Source organism: Pseudomonas sp. JV449 (assembly GCF_032424295.1).
Classification (GTDB): Bacteria; Pseudomonadota; Gammaproteobacteria; order Pseudomonadales; family Pseudomonadaceae; genus Aquipseudomonas; species Aquipseudomonas marginalis.
The window spans coordinates 92033-111620 of record NZ_VYKD01000001.1 but is presented as its reverse complement, the minus strand read 5'-3'; the positions used below and the strand labels follow the sequence as shown (position 1 = coordinate 111620).

The window sequence follows — 19588 nt, the reverse complement described above, 5'->3', positions numbered from 1 at the left end:
GCATGAAGAGCTGCAAGGTAATTGGCGCTGCGGCCGGGCGGTCGGTAGATAAGTCATCATGGCCGGGAAGCGCACTTCCCGGCCACATTTGCTCAGGTCCCGGACTTGATCCTGGACCAGGCGCGGGTCCTGGCGCGTTCGGCGTCACGTCCCAGAGGTTTCAAGGTATAGAGCGTGGCCATCGCGGCTTCGGTGGGGTACAGGTTGGGATTGTTGCGGATCGCCGGGTCCACCTGCCCGGTAGCGTCTTTGTTGGGATTGGGGTAGCCGACAAAATCACTGATCGGCGCAATGACGTGCGGTTGCAGCAGGTAGTTGATGAAGGTGTAGGCGTCCTGGGGGTTCTTCGCGCCCTTGGGAATGGCGAGCATGTCGAACCAGATCGGCGCGCCTTCCTTGGGCAGGCGCATGTCTACGATCACGCCGTTCCTGGCCTCCTTGGCGCGGTTGGCGGCCTGGGAGAAGCTGCCGGAGTAGCCGACGGCGACGCAGATGTCGCCGTTGGCGATATCGGCCATGTACTTGGAGGAGTGGAAGTAGGTGATGTACGGGCGGATCTTCAGCAGCAAGGCTTCGGCTTTTTCATAGTCCTTGGGGTTGTTGCTGTTGGGGTCCAGGCCCAGGTGCTGCAAGGCCAGGGGCAGGATCTCCGAGGGTGAATCCAGCAGTGCCACGCCGCATTGCTTGAGCTTGCTGATGTTCTCCTCCTTGAAGATCAGGTCCCAGCTGTCCACCGGTGCATCTGCGCCCAGCGCGGCCTTGACCTTGTCGGGATTGAAACCAATCAGGATGGTGCCGTACATGTAGGGCACGGCGAATTTGTTGCCCGGGTCGTTGGCCTCGATCAGCTTCATCAACTTGGGATCGAGGTGGTTCCAGTTCGGCAACTGGCTGCGGTCCAGGGCCTGGAACACACCGGCCTCGATCTGTTTGGCCAGGAACACGTTGGACGGCACCACCACGTCATAGCCGGAATTACCGGTGAGTAGCTTGGCTTCCAGGGCTTCGTTGGTGTCGAAGATGTCGTAGACCAACTTGATCGACGGGTTTTGGGCCTTGAAGTCTTCCAGGGCCTTGGGGGTGATGTAGTCGAACCAGTTGTAGACCCGCAGGGTTTTTTCTTCGGCGTGGGCGGCGCTGCTTAACACGGCGGCGCAGAGTACAAGCGACTTGAACAGATTCATTCGACTGCCCCTTCAAAACCTTCGAGAACGTTGACGGCATTGATGCCGATTTCTTCCACCGCGTAACCGCCTTCCATCACGAACAGCGTCGGCTTGCCCAGGCGGGCGATACGCTTGCCCATGGCCAGGTAGTCGGGGCTGTCGAGCTTGAACTGCGAGATGGGGTCGTCCTTGAACGTATCGACGCCCAGGGACACCACAATGACGTCGGCGCCGTAGCCCTCAATCGCCTGGCAAGCCTGTTCCAGTGCGGCGCTCCAGGTGTCCCAGCCCGAACCGGCCGGCAACGGATAGTTAAAGTTGAAACCCTCTCCGGCCCCGTCGCCCCGCTCATCGGCATAGCCGAGAAAAAACGGAAACTCGGCTTCCGGGTGCCCGTGGATCGAGGTAAAGAGCACGTCACTGCGCTCATAGAAAATCGATTGGGTGCCGTTACCGTGGTGGTAATCCACGTCGAGGATCGCAACCTTCCTGTGGCCGTGATCGAGAAATGCCTGGGCGGCGATGGCGGCGTTATTGAGGTAGCAATAACCGCCCATCAAGTCGCTGGCGGCGTGGTGTCCCGGTGGCCGGCACAGCGCGAAGGCACTGTGGGCGCCTTGCTGGATCGCCCGTTGCGCGGTCAGCGCCACCTGCGCCGCACTGTAGGCTGCCTGCCAGGTGCCGGCGGTAATCGGCGCGCCGCCGTCGAAGCTGTAGTAACCCAACTGGCCGTGCAGGCTGGTGGGCATGACGGCGCGCAGGGTACGGGCGGGCCAGGTATAGGGCAGCAGGTCGCCGTCCTGGCCGAACTCGAGCCAACGGGCCCAGGCACCTTTGAAAAAATCCAGGTACTCGCGGCTGTGGATGCGCTGCAAGGGGGCCAGGCCAAAGTCCTGCGGGGCTTGCACCGGGCCGAGCTGGCGGTCCTTGACCCGCTGCAGCACATGGTCGGCGCGGGCGGGCATTTCGAAGCAGGGCATCAATTGCCCGTCCATCAATTCACAACGGCCGTGGTGCAGATGATGATCGTCCGAATAGATCGTCAGCATTGTTGTTCTCCGCAGGCTGCTTGGGATGCCTTGCAGTGTTGCGGCGTGGGCAGGTTTGGAGAACGGCAGGAGCGGCCAAAAGGGGATAAATATGGCCAAAGCCTGTGTCCGTTATTCGCCCCATGTGGGGGCACGCGACTCAAGCGCGGAACTGACTCGGTGCCACGCCGCTCCAGCGTACGAAGGCGTGCCTGAAACTTGCGGTTTCACTGAAGCCTAACTGCTCGGCGATGCGATAGATCGGCAGTTGGTCCTCGCCCAGCAACTGCTTGGCCCGCTCGAAGCGTAACTCGTCCAGCAGTTCCTGATAGCTGCAACCCAGGTCATGCAGATGCCGGCGCAAGGTGCGCGGCGAACAGTTCATCTGCCCGGCCAGGCCATCGATGCCGGGGGCGGCGTTCAATTGGGCGGCCAGCAATTGGCGTACCCGGCCGAGCCAGGCCTGGCGCCCGGTGAATTCGGTGTTCTGTTTGCGGCAGCGCTCGGCCATGGCGCGGTGGGTGATGGGGTCGGCCAGCGGCAACGGCTGGTCGAGCCAGCGCCGGTCGAAAGCGAAGGCATTGGCGCTGGCAGCGAAGGCAAGAGGGCAATCGAAGTGCTCGGCATAGCGTGCGCGATAGTCGGGGGCGCGGTGTTCGAAACGCGCACCGAGCAACGGCAGGGCATGGCCCAGCAGATCGTCACAGATGACCTTCAACGACACCAGGCAGAACTCGACATTGAAGGTGGCCAGCGCCGGGTTTTCCCGATACCCGTCGGCGGTGAACCAGATGCGCTGGCCGTCGTCTTCCAGGCTCAGCTCGAAAAGTGTTCCCAACAGCGCCGGATAGCGCAGGGCCAGGCGCAAAGCGTCACCGAAGGTGGCACTGGTCAGCAGCGCGTAGCCGAGCATGCCGTAGGATGACACGTGCATGCGCCGGCCCAACTCCAGGCCGATATCGCGGCGCAGGGCCACGGCATTGGCACACACGCGCATCTCCTGGTTGGTGGTGATGCGCGTGTCGGCGCGGTTCAGGTCGGCGCCGCAGATACCGCTGCCGGCCAGCAGCACGTCGCGGCTCACGCCCTCGGCCCTGAAGGTGTCGAGTACCAGGGAGACGGCGTTGAGCGTAGTCAGGTGCGAGTGCAGCATGGGGGAGTCCTGCCAGGGTTTGCCCAGAGGCAGCAAGGAGTGTGCCGCCTACTTGTGGTCAAAAAATAGCCGTTTGGCCGCCTCCAGGCTGATCTCGCTGCGGTAATAGTCGATTTGCTGCTGCTCGTTCAGGCCTTTGACCGAGTCGGCCGCCGAGCCTTGTCGATATTCATGGGTGGTTTTCAACCGTGCGCTGAGGTAGGCCTTGGCAGGCGTCCAGTCGGTCGAATAATGAAAGTGCGCGTACCAGAGCACTTGATGGGTCGCGCGCTCGGTGATGATGTATTCGTCCAGGTAGTCCGGTGTGCTGCTTTTGAGCCGGCGACGCCTCACGGATTTCTTGATGACGATCTCGTCGCGCTCGCTCAGCCATTCGACGCCTTTGGTGGTTGGGGGCTGATGCTTGATCATGCGCGTCATGCTTTCGGATGCGCGTCGGTACAGGTCCTGCGCGGCGTCGTTGAGCTGCTTGCCAAGGGCGGTTGCCGATTGGGTTTGATCGGCTGTGATGGTGCTGTCGGCCAGGGCCTGCTCGATGTGCCGGTTGGTCTCTTCCAGCAGCAACGCGTGACGGTGGTACAGGTATTCGATGCCGACGGCGGTGCGCCCGGCTTGGCGTGTTTGCTCGATGGCCCGTTGCCTGAACGCGGGCAAACCGTCCAGCAGCGTGCGGCCCTGCCCGAGGCTGGCTTGAAGCTCGGGCACCGCCTGCTCGGTGTGTGCAGGGCTCAGCCGTTGCACCCAGACGTTGGGGCTTTTCTCATGGAAGGTGGCAATGACCTGCCGGGTCAGCGGTGACTTGATATCCACCAGGTCAGTTTCAAGGCCGACCGCCGTCAGGCGGGGCTCGCCGATCATCACGCCGTTGTAACGGGTATGGATGAATTTCTTCAAGGGCTTGGGGGGCGTCGGTGGAGGGGTGGGCCGGTTGCGCAGGATGTCCCGCTCAGCGTGCAGCTGGGACAGATGGGTCAAGGCCTGCCGGGAAAAATCCTTGACCTGTTTGCGCAGGCGTTCCAGCGGGGAGAGGTGGGTCAGGCTGGAAAACTCCTGGGAGAAGTCCTCCAGGCGCTCGTCAAGGACCTTGAACTGTTCGATCAGGCTGCTCAGGGATTCGATGCGTTCGTCCAGCCGCGCCTCGCTGCGTTCGTTGAGGGTGTCGCGCAGGGCCTGGACCGACAGATCGGCGTTGTCGACAATCTCATTGAGGTTGGCCCAGGCCTGGGGTGCACGGGTCGCGCTGTCCTCCGGCAGGCACAACCTGCGCGCCAGGGTTATCTGCAGGGCCTTGAGGTCGATGCTGGTGTAGGCCGGCAGTTTTTTCCTGGCGCTCTGGATCAACTGCACGCCCTCCTTGGCCAGGGCCTTGAGTTGAGTGAAGCGCGCATGGGTGTAGTCCAGGCGCGTGATCATGTCTTCACTCATCTCGGTCATTTGTCGCGCGTCTTCGACGTACCGCGCCGGGTGCCGGGTGTCGGGGTGTTCGAGCTGGTCAAGCACGACCCTGAGCTGGGGGGTGAAGGTGGTCTGGGCCTCCCTGATCGCTGCTTCGGTAAGCTCCAGTTGCGCTCTTATATAACCCAGGGCTTTTTGCTGGTAGTCGGGGACCGGGGTGAACACACTCAGGGTCTTGAGGTGTTGCAGTGCCGCTTCGTAATCCGCGCTTTGCTGGTCGAGGGTGTCCATGTAGTGCTGGCGTTTGACTTCTGCAGCGTTACCGGAGACGTCGGTCATGGCCTGGCGGGCCTGTTGCAGCGCTCTTTGTGCGGTCTTCTTGGCGTTTTCGAAGGCCTCGAGCTTGGCCCGTACTTCGGCGGCCTTGAGGGTCGCTTCCGCTTCGGCTTTGTTGAGCATGCGCTTGGGGCCGCCGCCGCGCAGGCGCAGGCGGGTGTCGACGAACCATTGGCCGGCGGCGTTGTGAATCAGCGGCGGTCCGGTTCGATCCGGCTGCCGAGGGTCGATGATGACCACGTTGCCCTCGTCGTCCGCGCTCACTTCAAACCAGCGCTCGCCGACCTGTGCGTAGAGACGCTCGGCGACGCGGGTCAGGTGGCGGGTCGGCCCCGGGCGGGTGTCGACGCTGCTCGCTGCGCCAGGCTGGCTGACTTTGAAACGGTCCAGCACCCGCCCCAGGGTGGCGGGCGACCGATTGAGCGCGCCGCTGGTATGCAGCAGTGGAGTGTGGCCCGCTGGGCTTTCATTGCCGGCGATGGCGCCCAGCTGTTTGATCTCGACACGCTGCCCTGCCGAGGGCTCGGTCGGCCTGGATTCCCGCTCGGGCCGAGCGCCGCGGGGACGCAGGCGCGTGCTGATATGCAGGGTAATCGCCATCGACAGGTTCAGCAGCACGTCGGTGAAAGTGGTCCATTGGACCGCGGTGTCATCCTGCTCCGTGGCCCCGACAAACTGTTGCAACTGATCGACGACCTGCCAGATCCACAGGCCTGTCGCCACGCTGGGGCTGGTAAAGGGCAGCGCGGCATTGAGGAGCGTCCAGCCGGTTTGCTTGAGGGTCGCCCAGCGGTTTTCGGTATTGGAGGTCGACTGGCGGTCGGCCAGCTTGACCAGGGCCTGGGCGTTGGCTTCAAACAGGCCGGCGAGCAGGTCACCCTTGAGTGGGTCTTTGCCCAGGCCGATGGGGCCGCTCATGGTTTCCAGTGTCGAGGCGTCCACCAGAAAATCGGCGACGGCCCAGGGGGAAGGCAATGCTCCCGGGAACACATAGTTGGCGTAAGCATCGCGCGCGCTGTCCGGCAACCAGGCCAGCACCGAACGGCGCAGGTCGGGGGACTGGGCAATGGCGTACATCAGGTTGGCCGGGGACGGATATTGCACCAGGGCCGGGGTGAACAGAGGTCGATAGAGCAGGCAGGGGCCGGCGACGGGATCTTGCGGGCCGATGACGTACATGTTTTCGACCTCATCGGCAGTGGCGTCGCCCCGCCGTTGCGGGATGAACGCCAGAGGCCGCATGACGATGGTCTGCCCGTCTACTGTGTGATCCGAGGCATCGGCTTGCATCAGGGTGGCGACGTATCGATAGCCGCAGTCATCGATGCCATCCTGTTGCTGAATCTTGCCTTGCAGGGCCAGTAACGGCAGCTGGATGCGCAGGTGCTGGATGTAGAGGTTCTTTCGCGATGAGGCCTCGCGGGGCATTTCCAGCAGCTTGCTTTTGATCAGCGCCGGGTAGTTCTGGCCGATGTCCACCCGGGAAACGAGGCTCTCGATGTACTCGACGGTCAGCCAGTCCGGCAGATTTTGGCCGTTATGCAGCTGCAAGGTCTTGTTGCCGACCGGGATGGCGATCAGGTTGTGCAGCGCCAGTTCGGCGAGGTTGAAGGTGGTGGTCTCGGTCATGCCGGGCACCGTGAAAGTCCCCCACACCACCGGCTGCTGGACTTTCAGGGTGAGCGTATCCAAGGCCAGGGCACCGGCTTGCGGGTGGTCGTTGAGGATTTCCGCCTTGAGGTGATTGAGCGCGTACTGCTCGATGGGCGGGATATCGTCCTGATACGACTTGCCGCCGGTGCTGCTGTTCAGGGACGCGAGGTCCTTGAGATGCCGCGCATAGAAGTTCAGGTCGGACGTCGACGCCTCCTGCAGCCAGCCCGGCAGCGCCTGCTGATACCACTCGCGGTCGGGGCCGGGGCCGGTGGCCAACTCGGTGGCACCGGGTGGCGGAGCCGTGTCCGGGTGGCGCAGGTCGGAGAAGTCCAGGCTGCCAATAGCCTCGACCTGCAAGGCAATCAGGCTGCAGGCCTGGTGATCGAAAAAATTGCCGTCAGGTTCGAACAGGCGCCATTGCAACTGTGTGCGGGGCGCCGAGGTGTCCAGGCGAGCGGGCAGGCTTCGGCCCAGCTGTGCCAGGGACGTGAACTTCTCATAGCCCTTGAGCAGCGAGTGGGTGAGGATAACGTCTCGCCCGGCCTGCTTGCCGATCAGGACCGACAGCGCGAGCCGGTTGAGGTGGGTCACCTGCGCGCCGTCGACCTGATCGATGTCGAGCAGGTAGGCGTGGCTGGTGTATGGGTCGTCGAGCCGTCGCACATCGTAGGTGGGCGCGTGAAACAACTGGCGCGCCATGGCGCAGTCGCTTTCGTTCCAGCCCGGTGCCTGCCGGACATTCCACACCCCGCGCAATGAGTTGGACAGCTGATGCCAATGGGGGCCGCTGCCGTTGCTTTTGTTCCAGAACGCCAGCTGTTGCTCCTGCCAGGCCGCCAGCATGACGGGGGCCAGGGTATTGAGCAGATGGGCGATGTCACCGATGCGCACCGGCAAATGGGTTGGCGGCTCGGTGAGCGGTTGCTGGGTCAGGAAGTGTTCGCCTTCGATGTACAGGGTCGGTTCGCCGAGCACGGCCTGATCGGTCAGGCTGTCGCTCAGTGTGCGGTAGGCGGTGGTAGTGGCGCAGGCCTGTTCGTCGATGATTTCCCAGCCGGGGGTGCCGATCAGGCAGATATCGGGGTCGATTGCCAGTGTGGGGTAGCGGGCCTGCAGCGCCTGGCGCAACAACACCGCCGCCACCTCCCTGAATGACGGGCCTGTTAGCAGTTGGGTGAGCAATTCCAGTGGCTGTTGTGAAGCGATTGAGATGGGCGTGGTCATGGGGCATCCCTGTCTTGCCGGTTGATGGGAACGGCCCGAGGTGTTCGCTCGGGTGTTCCATGCTAGGGGCCGGCCAGCCAGGGAAGGGGGTGACTATCTACAGTGCGGCGGTGGGGTCAGCTCAGTTCGCCGCACAGGTCCAGCTCTACCAGTCGCCGGACTTCGGCGATGGACAGCCCGGCCCCGAGCAACGCGTTGAGCTTGCCGAATACCGCTTCACGGGTCATGCCGCCACCTGACAACACGCCCACGCCGCGCAGGCGGCTGCCGGCTTCGTACACATCCAGTTCCACGCCGCCTTCATGGCATTGGGTGATTGCCACGACCACGATGCCGTTTTCTTCGGCGCGCTGGAGGCTGGCAAGAAACTCAGGGTTATCGCTGGGCCCGGTGCCGCTGCCGAAGCATTCCAGCACCAGTGCCTGGATGCCACTGCCGAGCAGTGCGTCCAATTGTGCTGCGGCGATGCCCGGTACCAGCGGCAATACGCCGACATTGGCCAGGGCCTTCGGCTGGCGGTAATCCAGCGCGGCGGGCAGCGCTTCGGCTTGGGCCACACCGCCGTTGCGCTGCAGCGCGGCGAACGGATGGCGACCAAAGCTGCGGATCTTCGCGCAGCGGGTCGGGGCCATCAGCGCGCCGTGGAAGTACAGGTGCACGCCGGGCGCCAGGCCCTCGCCCAACGCCAGCAGGGCTCCGCTGACGTTTTCCCAGGCATCGCTGTCGGGGACGCCGGCAGGCAACATCGAGCCGGTGAACACCACCGGCGCCGGCAAGCCCAACAGCTGGAAGCTCATCGCCGCCGCGCTGTAGGCCAGGGTGTCGGTGCCGTGCAGGATCAGCACGGCATCGCAACCGTCATCCACGGCCTCGACCACGGCGGTGCGCAGGCGCTGCCAGTAGGCGGGGGTCATGTTGGCGCTGTCGATCAGCGGGGACATTTCCCGGAAGCGCCAGGCGGGTACTGACACGTTGGCGAGCTGTTCGCGCATGCGCGCTTCAAAACCGGATGCGGGCGCCAGGCCATTGGCGCTGGCCTGCATGCCGATGGTGCCACCGGTGTAGAGCACCATGAGGTTATTGGCTGGGGACATCGAAGATTCTCCTGAACGAAAAACGCCGCCGGGCCCAGAGCATGCCCAAGGCCGGGCGGCGTGTCATCTGTCTACGCTCAGCGTTGCACTTGAGCGTTCAGTTCTGCCGATGCGGCAACGTCCGGTTTTGCCGGGTTGGCCGGCCAGGCCTTGCGGTCCAGGTCCAGGTCTGGGAACTGGCTGGAGTCGAACACCGGGGTCTTGATGCCTGCCGCGCGCTGGTTGTCGTAGTCGTTCAGGATGCGCATGGCAATCTTGAACAGGAACGCCAGGGCAAACAGGTTGACGAACGCCAGCAGGGTCATGGTGATGTCGGCGAAGGCGAACACGGTGCTCAGGTTCTCGATCGAACCCCAGAAAATCAGCACCAGCACCAGCGCGCGATAACCCATCAGCACCTTGCGGTTGTTGCCCACCAGGAAGCGCAGGTTGCTCTCGCCCAGGTAGTAGTTGTACATGATCGAGGTAAACACGAACAACGCCAGGGCCACCGAGATAAACATGCGGCCCCAGTCACCCACCACAGCGGCCAGGGAGTTCTGGGTCAGGGCAATGCCGTCGCCTTCGAAGCCTGGGGTGTAGAAACCGGAGAGCAGGATCAGCAACGCGGTGCAGGTGCAGATCACGAAGGTGTCGAGGAACACGCTGAACGCCTGGACCACGCCTTGGGCGATCGGGTGTTCAACCGACGCTACCGCCGCCACGTTCGGCGCACTGCCCAAGCCGGCTTCGTTGGCGAACACGCCGCGTTTCACACCCATGATGATCGCGCTGCCTACCAGGCCACCGAAGGCTTGGTCGAGGCCGAAGGCGCTTTTGACGATGGTCGCGAGCATGGCCGGTACGTGGTCGAATTGCAGCACGATCACATACAGGGTCACGGCGATGTAGACCAGGGTCTTGACTGGCACCAGCAGGTCGGCGATCGAGGCGATGCGCTTGATCCCGCCGATGAACACCAGGCCCAGCAATACCGCCAGGGCCAGGCCGGTGTAGGTGGTGTCCAGGCCGAACGCGTTGTTCAGCGAGTGGGTCACGGCGTGGGCTTGCAGGCCGTTGAAGGCAAAGCCGAAGGTCACCAGCAGCAGGAACGCCATGACCATCCCCAGCCAGCGCTTGTGCAGGCCGTGCTGGATGTAATAGGCCGGGCCGCCACGGTAGGTGCCTTCCGCGTCAGTGCGCTTGTACAACTGGCCGAGGGAGCACTCGATAAAGCTCGAAGACATGCCCACCAGCGCGGTGACCCACATCCAGAACACGGCACCCGGGCCGCCCAGGGTCACGGCAATGCCGACACCCGCGATGTTACCGGCACCGACGCGACCGGCCAGGCTGAGCATCAGCGCCTGGAACGAGCTGAGTTGGTCGGAGCTGTTTTTCAGGCTGTCGCGAAACACCGAAAACATGTGGAAAAAGTGACGCAATTGAACGAAACGCGAGCGGATCGTGAAATAACCGCCGAGCCCGACAATGAGCACGATCAGTACTTTCCCTGAGAGGAAGTCGTTGATGACTTCGAGCATGGAGTGTTCCTCGCTGATTTTTCTAATGGCAAACGCAGGACGGTCCGACGCATCGCTCGGCACCAGGCAGTGCACGACGCTCGATCCCCATCCTTTTGCGGGTGTTGTTATTCATGCGCTTTCGCGGTGTACCCGGGCCTCGTTACCGACGGCCGCAGACGCGAAGAGGGGCGGCACTATACCTAGGCGAACGTGATCCGTCTGCTCGGGCTGATTAAAGGTTTGTAGGAGCGAGCTTGCTCGCGAAGGTCGTGAACGATGAAGTTGGCTGTCTGGACGGTTGCGGTCTCCTTGCGTTTTTCGCGAGCAAGCTCGCTCCTACAAGCAAAAAAAAGGGCCTGAAGAACGAGCCTTCAGGCCCTCAAAAGGTGAGAGGTGTCTAGTCCCTCAACCTGGTGAGCGGTGCAACAAACGCTTAGGCCTTCAACGGGACCAGGCGTGGGGCAATCATGTTTTCGGGGCGCAGGATGTCGTCGAGCATGGCGTCGTCGAGCAAGCCTTCTTCGCGCACCAGTTCCAGCACGCCGCGGCCGCTTTCGAGGGCGATACGCGCAATGCGGGTGGCGTTTTCATAGCCGATGTACGGGTTCAGCGCGGTGACCAGGCCGATGGAGTGTTCCACCAGTTCGCGGCAGCGGGCTTCGTTGGCGGTGATGCCGACGATGCAGTGCTCGCGCAGCATGTCCATGGCGCGTTGCAGCAGGCGGATCGAGTCGAAGATCTTGAAGGCGATCAGCGGCTCCATCACGTTCAGTTGCAGCTGGCCGCCTTCGGCCGCCATCGTCAGGGCCAGGTCGTTGCCGATGACTTGGAACGCGACTTGGTTGACGGCTTCCGGGATCACCGGGTTGACCTTGCCGGGCATGATCGAGCTGCCTGGCTGGCGCGCCGGCAGGTTGATCTCGTTGATGCCGGTACGTGGGCCGCTGGACAGCAGGCGCAGGTCGTTGCAGATCTTCGACAGTTTCACCGCGGTACGCTTGAGCATGCCGGAGAACAGCACGAAGGCGCCCATGTCGGAGGTGGCTTCGATCAGGTCGGCAGCCGGGACCACTGGCTGGCCGCTGATAACGGCCAGGCGTTGTACGGCCAGGGCCTGGTAGCGCGGGTCGGCGTTGATGCCGGTACCGATGGCGGTGCCGCCCAGGTTCACTTCGGTCAGCAGTTCTGGCGCCAGGGTTTTCAGGCGGGCCAGGTCTTCACCGAGGGTGGTGGCGAAGGCGCGGAATTCCTGGCCGAGGGTCATCGGCACGGCGTCCTGCAATTGGGTGCGGCCCATTTTCAGCACGTGGCTGAATTCGACGCCCTTGGCGGCGAACGCCTGGATCAGGCTGTCGAGGCTGGCCAGCAGCGCGTCGTGGCCCAGCAGCAGGCCCAGGCGGATCGCGGTCGGGTAGGCGTCGTTGGTCGACTGCGCCATGTTCACGTCGTTGTTGGGGTGCAGGTACTGGTATTCGCCCTTGTTGTGGCCCATGGCCTCCAACGCGATGTTGGCGATGACTTCGTTGGCATTCATGTTGGTTGAAGTGCCGGCGCCGCCTTGAATCATGTCCACCACGAATTCTTCGTGGAAATCGCCGCGGATCAGGCGGGCACAGGCTTCGCTGATGGCCGCGTGCTTGGCTTCGCTGAGCTGGCCCAGCTCGCGGTTGGCGTCAGCCGCCGCTTGCTTGACCATTGCCAGGCCGACCACCAATTTCGGGTAATGCGAAATCGGAACGCCCGAGAGGCGGAAGTTATTCACCGCTCGCAGGGTCTGGATGCCGTAATACGCTTGGGCAGGTACTTCGAGTACGCCAAGCAGGTCTTTTTCTGTGCGGAATGATGCAGCGGAGGACATGACGGAAATCATCTCGATATGGACCCGGAACAGGCCGGAACGCTGCGAATGCTAGGCCTGTAGGAAATTTTGGGCCAATGCTGTTAAACACTGGCCTATGCATAAACGGCATAATGTGAGTGTGACCCGGCTATCATGGCGGGCGTGTGTGCCAAAATGGTGCGTATCCGTGGGAGGCAGTGATGAACCTTGAGAGCAAATGGCTGGAAGACTTCAGCGCCCTGGCGGCGACTCGCAGCTTTTCCCAGGCGGCCGAGCGGCGCTTTGTCACCCAGCCGGCGTTCAGCCGACGTATCCGCAGCCTTGAGGCCGCATTGGGCCTGACCCTGGTCAACCGCTCGCGCACGCCGGTTGAGCTGACGGCGGCGGGGCAGTTGTTCCTGGTCACCGCGCGTACCGTGGTCGAGCAGCTCGGCGAAGTGCTGCGCCATTTGCATCACCTGGAAGGCGGGCAGGGCGAAGTCATGCAAGTGGCCGCAGCCCACTCCCTGGCGTTGGGTTTCTTTCCGCGCTGGATCGCGCAACTGCGCAACGACGGCCTGAACATCGCCACGCGGCTGGTGGCCACCAACGTCGGCGATGCGGTGCATGCCCTGCGTGAAGGCGGCTGCGACCTGATGCTGGCGTTCTACGACCCGGATGCGGCGATGCAAATGGACGCCGAAATCTTCCCCTCACTGCACCTGGGCAACACCGAAATGCTCCCGGTATGCGCGGCCGACGCCGACGGCAAGCCGCTGTTCGACCTCGAAGGCGAGGGCAGTGTGCCGTTGCTGGCCTACAGCGCCGGGGCGTTCCTCGGCCGTTCGGTGCATCTGTTGCTGCGCCAGCGCGCGCTGCGCTTTACCACGGTGTACGAAACCGCCATGGCCGACAGCCTCAAAAGCATGGCCCTGGAAGGCCTGGGCATCGCCTGGGTGCCGCAACTGAGCGTGCGTGCCGAACTGGCCCGCGGTGAATTGGTGGTCTGCGGCGGGCCGCAATGGCATGTGCCGCTGGAAATTCGTCTGTATCGCTGCGCGCTGGTGCGCAAGGCGAATGTGCGGTTGTTGTGGCGCAAGTTGGAAGGTGGCGCGGCGCAAAGTACCTGAATGCGATCCCTGTAGGAGCGAGCGTGCTCGCGAAAAACCTGAGAGCGCCGCATCCATTCAGAACGCCCGCGTCATCGTTGGCGATCTTCGCGAGCAAGCTCGCTCCTACAGGGTCAATAAAACCGCCACTTTGCCCCGCTAGACAGATGGTCATCCCAGGGGCTGTTTATCTGGATTATTACGGTATACTGCGCGGCCTTCGGCCGGTCCAACCGGCCACATTTCGTACAACAAGCCACGCCGGATTTCCCGCGTGGCTTGTTGTTTTTTGACGCGCCTGCGGGCGCCCAGAGAGAAGAGGCACGACGATGAGTGCATTGGTTGGCGTGATCATGGGCTCCAAGTCCGATTGGTCCACCCTTAGCCACACCGCCGATATGCTGGAAAAACTCGGCATTCCGTATGAAGTGAAAGTGGTCTCTGCCCACCGCACCCCGGATTTGCTGTTCCAGTATGCCGATGAAGCAGAATCCCGTGGCATCGAGGTGATCATTGCCGGTGCCGGCGGTGCGGCACACCTGCCGGGCATGTGTGCGGCCAAGACCCACCTGCCGGTGCTTGGCGTACCGGTGCAGTCGGCAATGCTCTCGGGCGTGGATTCGCTGTTGTCCATCGTGCAGATGCCGGCCGGTATCCCGGTGGCCACCCTGGCGATCGGCAAGGCCGGCGCGATCAACGCAGCCCTGCTGTCCGCCAGCATCCTGGGCGCCAAGCACCCGCAGTTCCACGCGGTGCTGAAGAAATTCCGCGCCGAGCAGACAGACAGCGTGCTGGACAATCCAGACCCACGTATCGCCTGAGGGTGTTGACGATGAAAATCGGTGTAATCGGTGGCGGCCAACTGGGCCGTATGCTGGCCTTGGCGGGCACCCCGCTGGGGATGAACTTCGCTTTCCTGGATCCTGCGCCGGACGCCTGTGCGGCAGCCTTGGGTGAACACCTGCGCGCTGACTACAGCGACCCGGACCACCTGCGCCAACTGGCCGACGAAGTCGACCTGGTGACGTTCGAGTTTGAAAGCGTCCCGGCCGAAACCGTGGCCTTCCTGTCGCAGTTCGTACCGGTGTACCCGAGCGCCGAAGCCTTGCGCATTGCCCGTGACCGCTGGTTCGAGAAGAGCATGTTCAAGGACCTCGGCATTCCGACCCCAGCCTTCGCCGATATCCAGTCCCAGGCGGACCTGGACGCCGCCGTCGCCAGCATTGGCCTGCCAGCCGTGCTCAAAACCCGCACCCTGGGCTACGACGGCAAGGGCCAGAAAGTCCTGCGCACCGCCGCCGATGTGGTCGGCACCTTCGCCGAACTGGGCAGCGTCGCCTGCCTGCTGGAAGGCTTCGTGCCGTTCACCGGCGAAGTCTCGTTGATCGCCGTGCGTGCCCGGGATGGTGAGACCCGCTTCTACCCGTTGGTGCACAACACCCACGACAGCGGCATCCTCAAGCTGTCCGTGGCCAGCACCGATCACCCGTTGCAGGCCCTGGCCGAAGACTATTCCAGCCGCGTGCTCAAGCAGCTGGATTACGTCGGTGTGATGGCGTTCGAGTTCTTTGAAGTCGACGGCGGCCTCAAGGCCAACGAAATCGCCCCGCGTGTGCATAACTCCGGGCACTGGACCACCGAAGGCGCCGAGTGCAGCCAGTTCGAAAACCACCTGCGCGCTGTCGCGGGCTTGCCATTGGGCTCCACGGCCAAGGTCGGTGAGAGCGCGATGCTCAACTTTATCGGCGTGGTACCGCCGGTGGAGCGCGTGATCGCCATCCAAGACTGCCACCTGCATCACTACGGCAAGGCCTTCAAGGCCGGGCGCAAGGTCGGCCACGCCAACCTGCGCTGCAAGGACCGCGCAACGCTGCAAGCGCAGATCCTCAAGGTCGAAGCGCTGATCGCCGAGCAATAACCCGGGGATCGGCGGGAACCATTGGTTATCGCCGTCCTCTGATTGCAGGATGCCAAAGCCTGTCTAGGCTTTGGCATAGCTCACTTCATTCAGAGGGAAATGCCATGGGTATCATCGGAACCATCTTTATCGGCTTGATCGTCGGCCTGTTGGCGCGTTTCCTCAAGCCCGGCGACGACAGCATGGGCTGGATCATGACCATCCTGCTGGGTATCGCCGGTTCCCTGGCCGCGACCTACGGTGGCCAGGCACTGGGTATCTACCAGGCGGGTCAAGGCGCAGGCTTTATCGGCGCACTGGTCGGCGCCATTGTGCTGCTGGTGCTCTACGGCCTGATCAAAAAGAAGTAATCAGCCGACAAAGTCCTCTGCGCTGCGCAGGCGCAGAGGGCTAGAATGCTCGCCACTTGTACTTGCCGAGCCTCTCCATGCGCCGTCTCCTGTTGACTCTCCTTCTGCTGGGCTCTGGCCTGGCCCACGCCGGTGAATTGCCGGAAACCGACTGGCTCGACCTGATGCCGCTGTCGGACCAGAAGGCCCTCGAGGCCATGCCCGAGATCGACCACAACTCCCCCGAAGCCCAAGGCACGTTCACCGACAAAGGTGGCCTGAAGCAGAGCAAAGGCTTGCCGGCGGTGATGTATTCGACCAAGACCGTGGCTGCCATGAACGGCAGGAACATCCGCATCGGCGGCTACCCGGTGCCGTTGGAAACCGACGCCAAAGGCCGCAGCACCCTGTTCTTCCTGGTGCCATACCCGGGCGCCTGCATCCACGTGCCGCCACCGCCGCCTAACCAGTTGGTGCTGGTGCGTTATCCCAAGGGTTTGAAGCTGGATGATATCTACACGCCGCTGTGGGTGACCGGCACGTTGAAGGTGGAGACGGTGAATAACGATTTGGCCGACGCCGCCTATGCGCTGGATGCGGGCAAGGTGCGGGTCGTAAAGGAATCCGATCTATAAGCTTACGCTGAACCCAATGTGGGGGGCGGTGTGCCCCTCCCACATTTTCGATTGGGTTTACAGGGCGATAGCGGTGATGCTCACGCCCAGAGTGTGGCTTTCACCTGGGGCCAGGCTCACCACATCATCCAGCACATTCGCCGTCTCGATGCACAGCATGCCCTGCCAGCCATCATCGGCCATGTCGTCGAAGGCTTTGGCGCGTTCGGTCCAGGGGTTCCAGATCACGGTGGATTTCGAGCCTTGGCTGGTGAGCTGGATGCGACGCTGCCAGTCCTGATCGAGGATGCTCAGCGACGGGGGCGTATCGAGGTAGATGCGGTCGGTCTCGGCAGTGAAGTGCAGCAGGCCGGACTGGGTTTTCTCGCTCCAGCCATCGGCGGTATCGATGTATACCGAGCCGTCCAGGCCTTCGACCTGCACGTTGCGTACGTCGCTCACGGCGAAATAGGTGTGCAGCGCCTGGCTGAGCGTGACAGTGTCGTTGCCACGGTTGTGGCTGGTCAGGCGGATGTGCAGTTGGTTGTCCAGCAGCAGGCTCAGGCTCAGGTCGACCTGATGGGGCCAGCCGGGGAAGCCGCCTGCAGGAACCGGTAGTTGCAGGTCCACCCGCAGCGCTTCACCTTCAAGGGTGGTCCCGGCCAATGCCCAGGTCGCGGTACGCACGAAACCGTGAGCGCCCGCAGGCTGATCACTTTGGCGCATCGCCTTTACGCTGGGCGGGTTGCGGTCGAACACCCCAAACCAGGGCCAGCACACCGGGACGCCGGTACGAATGCCCTTGCCCTTCTTGAACACCGCCTCAGGGTTCGGCCAGATCAGCGGCTGCTCGCCTTCGCGGCCGTAACTGAAGATATGCGCGCCCTGCTGGGCGATCATCAGTTCGGCGCCGTTATGGCGGATGCGCCAGCAGTCCAGTTCGTCGACTTTCACGGTCTCAACGTGGGGCGTAGGCATAACAGGCACTCTCAATGGCAGGCAATGGGACAATTGACCGTCAAAACCCCGCGAGGTTTAACGCGCGCGCGATGGCACCGAGCGTGTGCGGCCGCTGCCATCGATAGCGACGAACACAAACACCGCCTCGGTGACCTTGCGCCATTCGCTGGACAGCGGGTCGTCGCTCCACACTTCGACCATCATCTGGATCGAGCTGCGGCCGATTTCCAGGGCCTGGGTATAGAAGGACAATTGCGCGCCCACTGCCACCGGCACCAGGAACGCCATGCGGTCAATGGCCACGGTGGCCACACGCCCGCCCGCGACCTTGCTGGCCATGGCGGTACCGGCGAGGTCCATCTGCGCGACCAGCCAGCCGCCGAAAATATCGCCAAAACCGTTGGTTTCACGCGGGAGCGCGGTGATTTGCAGGGCGAGATCGCCTTGCGGGATAGGATCTTCTTGTTCGAGTTCGATCATGCCGGGGGGCCTCTGACCCGTGACGCTTTTATAGGTGGAGCAAGGTGGATAGCCGACTGTTAGAAAAACGTTTCAGCACAAACATACTCCGTTCGATACGTTTCTCGTAAGGCGTGCTAAAGGGAAACTCTGCCAAATCGGCTGGATGGCACCCAACGGCGTTTTGGCGCAGCAGCCCCTCAAGCCTGGGGTTCTTGCGCTTGCAAGGGCCGAGTATATCGAGACCCTGGCGCCACGACGACCTCCCGACGCTCATTTGGTCGGTAAATAGCCGCTGTATCGCGGCTTTTGCGCGCAACTGTTCTCCTGGCGCTGTGCTTTTACAAGCGATTTGCTATCTTGCCAGACCCGCCGCCAGTCCCGGGCGTGCCGTCCTTATCAAGCTGACTACTATAAGAGAAGCCTTGCCATGTCCTCCGTGCCCGCAAGCAGTGCGCAACCGTCGCGCCCGCTGACCCGCAACGACTACAAAACCCTGTCGCTGTCTGCCTTGGGCGGGGCGCTGGAGTTTTATGACTTCATCATTTTCGTGTTTTTCGCCACCGTGGTCGGAAAATTGTTCTTCCCTGTCGATATGCCCGAATGGCTGCGCATGATGCAGACCTTCGGCATCTTCGCCGCCGGTTACCTGGCACGCCCGCTGGGCGGCATCATCATGGCGCACTTCGGTGACCTGCTGGGCCGCAAGAAGATGTTCACCCTGAGCATCTTCATGATGGCGGTGCCGACCCTGATCATGGGCCTGCTGCCGACCTACGCGCAGATCGGCCTGTGGGCGCCGGTCCTGTTGCTGTTGATGCGCATCATCCAGGGCGCAGCGATTGGCGGTGAGGTCCCGGGCGCCTGGGTGTTCGTGTCCGAACACGTACCGCCGCGCCACATTGGTTACGCCTGCGGCACCCTGACCAGCGGCCTGACCGCCGGTATCCTGCTGGGTTCGCTGGTGGCCACTGCCATCAACACTATTTACAGCCCGGAGCAGGTCTCGGATTACGCCTGGCGCATTCCTTTCCTGCTCGGTGGCGTGTTCGGCCTGCTGTCGGTGTACCTGCGCCGCTGGCTGCATGAAACGCCGATCTTCGCCGAGATGCAGCAACGCAAGACCCTGGCCGCCGAGCTGCCATTGCGTGCCGTGCTGCGCGACCACCGTGGTGCCATCGTATTGTCGATGCTGCTGACCTGGCTGTTGTCGGCCGGCGTCGTGGTGGTCATCCTGATGACCCCGACCGTGTTGCAGACCATCTACCACTTCAGCCCGACTGTTGCGCTGCAAGCCAATAGCCTGGCCATCGTGACTTTGAGCCTTGGCTGCATTGCCTCCGGCGCCCTGGCTGACCGTTTTGGTGCCGGGCGTGTACTGGTAAGCGGTTGCGCATTGCTGCTGGCGACCTCCTGGACGCTGTACCACAGCCTCATGACCCACCCGGACTGGCTGTTCCCGCTGTACGCCTTGACCGGCCTGTTCGTCGGCACCATTGGCGTGGTGCCTTACGTGATGGTGAAAGCCTTCCCGCCCGTGGTGCGCTTCAGTGGCCTGTCGTTTTCCTACAACGTGGCCTACGCCGTGTTCGGCGGGCTGACGCCGCTGGCGGTGTCGCTGCTGATGAAGGAAAGCCCGATGGGCCCGGCTTACTACGTGGCTGTCCTGTGTGTGATGGGGATGGTGGTGGGTGGGTATCTATGGAAGCGCGGGCGGTAACCCCGTTTAGCGCTTTTACCGGTAACCATGTGGCGAGGGAGCAAGCTCCCTCGCCACATGCCTTGCGTTTTATAACAATTACAGCTTGTTTCCAAGAAGTCGC

General features: G+C 62.8%; 15 protein-coding genes. 6 read left to right on the top strand and 9 right to left on the bottom strand.

The genetic code is table 11. The features are described from left to right. Positions 1 to 92 precede the first annotated feature (92 nt). The 7 genes from F6S08_RS00490 to aspA all read right to left on the bottom strand — a co-directional run bounded on the left by F6S08_RS00490 (position 93) and on the right by aspA (position 12415). Positions 93 to 1184 (bottom strand): polyamine ABC transporter substrate-binding protein, encoded by a 1092-nt coding sequence (locus F6S08_RS00490; protein WP_315871145.1) that lies wholly within the window; start codon positions 1182 to 1184, stop codon positions 93 to 95. Beyond that, on the bottom strand, positions 1181 to 2215 hold the full coding sequence (locus F6S08_RS00485; protein ID WP_315871144.1) for a histone deacetylase family protein: 1035 nt from the start codon (positions 2213 to 2215) through the stop codon (positions 1181 to 1183). Before F6S08_RS00485 ends, F6S08_RS00490 begins: the two co-directional genes overlap by 4 nt. Before the next feature lie 139 nt (positions 2216 to 2354). After that, on the bottom strand, positions 2355 to 3347 hold the full coding sequence (locus F6S08_RS00480) for an AraC family transcriptional regulator (RefSeq protein WP_065946485.1): 993 nt from the start codon (positions 3345 to 3347) through the stop codon (positions 2355 to 2357). Positions 3348 to 3395: 48 nt separating this feature from the next. Further along, positions 3396 to 7958: a hypothetical protein gene (locus F6S08_RS00475; protein ID WP_315871143.1), complete on the bottom strand. Its 4563-nt coding sequence runs from the start codon at positions 7956 to 7958 to the stop codon at positions 3396 to 3398. Between the two features lie 116 nt (positions 7959 to 8074). Next, positions 8075 to 9052 (bottom strand): asparaginase, encoded by a 978-nt coding sequence (locus F6S08_RS00470; RefSeq protein ID WP_065946487.1) that lies wholly within the window; start codon positions 9050 to 9052, stop codon positions 8075 to 8077. 77 nt (positions 9053 to 9129) lie between these two features. Then, complete coding sequence (locus tag F6S08_RS00465; RefSeq protein WP_065926754.1) at positions 9130 to 10575, bottom strand: alanine/glycine:cation symporter family protein; 1446 nt, start codon at positions 10573 to 10575, stop codon at positions 9130 to 9132. A gap of 415 nt (positions 10576 to 10990) precedes the next feature. Beyond that, a complete protein-coding gene (gene aspA / locus F6S08_RS00460) occupies positions 10991 to 12415 on the bottom strand; it encodes an aspartate ammonia-lyase (RefSeq protein WP_025854459.1) in 1425 nt (474 codons plus the stop codon). A 182-nt stretch (positions 12416 to 12597) separates the two neighbouring features. Between aspA and F6S08_RS00455 the strand changes: the two genes are divergently transcribed. The 5 genes from F6S08_RS00455 (at position 12598) to F6S08_RS00435 (ending at position 16367) form a co-directional block, all read left to right on the top strand. Then, positions 12598 to 13506 carry a LysR substrate-binding domain-containing protein gene (locus F6S08_RS00455; RefSeq protein ID WP_065926753.1) on the top strand — a complete coding sequence of 303 codons (909 nt, stop codon included), beginning with the start codon at positions 12598 to 12600 and terminating at the stop codon, positions 13504 to 13506. Between the two features lie 308 nt (positions 13507 to 13814). Then, positions 13815 to 14306 carry a 5-(carboxyamino)imidazole ribonucleotide mutase gene (gene purE, locus F6S08_RS00450; protein WP_003176980.1) on the top strand — a complete coding sequence of 164 codons (492 nt, stop codon included), beginning with the start codon at positions 13815 to 13817 and terminating at the stop codon, positions 14304 to 14306. A gap of 11 nt (positions 14307 to 14317) precedes the next feature. Continuing rightward, a complete protein-coding gene (locus F6S08_RS00445; protein WP_065926752.1) occupies positions 14318 to 15403 on the top strand; it encodes a 5-(carboxyamino)imidazole ribonucleotide synthase in 1086 nt (361 codons plus the stop codon). A gap of 104 nt (positions 15404 to 15507) precedes the next feature. Further along, on the top strand, positions 15508 to 15753 hold the full coding sequence (locus F6S08_RS00440; protein ID WP_065926751.1) for a GlsB/YeaQ/YmgE family stress response membrane protein: 246 nt from the start codon (positions 15508 to 15510) through the stop codon (positions 15751 to 15753). A gap of 77 nt (positions 15754 to 15830) precedes the next feature. Continuing rightward, positions 15831 to 16367 (top strand): DUF3299 domain-containing protein, encoded by a 537-nt coding sequence (locus tag F6S08_RS00435; protein WP_027608241.1) that lies wholly within the window; start codon positions 15831 to 15833, stop codon positions 16365 to 16367. Positions 16368 to 16424: 57 nt separating this feature from the next. Here F6S08_RS00435 and F6S08_RS00430 read toward each other — a convergent pair whose 3' ends face one another. Continuing rightward, entirely contained in the window at positions 16425 to 17324 is a 900-nt protein-coding gene (locus F6S08_RS00430) for a D-hexose-6-phosphate mutarotase (protein WP_065926750.1), read from the bottom strand. A gap of 57 nt (positions 17325 to 17381) precedes the next feature. Further along, the gene (locus F6S08_RS00425) at positions 17382 to 17786 is read right to left on the bottom strand and encodes an acyl-CoA thioesterase (protein WP_003176975.1); all 405 of its coding nucleotides are present in this window, start codon (positions 17784 to 17786) and stop codon (positions 17382 to 17384) included. A gap of 409 nt (positions 17787 to 18195) precedes the next feature. Between F6S08_RS00425 and F6S08_RS00420 the strand changes: the two genes are divergently transcribed. Beyond that, on the top strand, positions 18196 to 19485 hold the full coding sequence (locus tag F6S08_RS00420) for an MFS transporter (protein WP_027608244.1): 1290 nt from the start codon (positions 18196 to 18198) through the stop codon (positions 19483 to 19485). Positions 19486 to 19588: the final 103 nt, after the last annotated feature.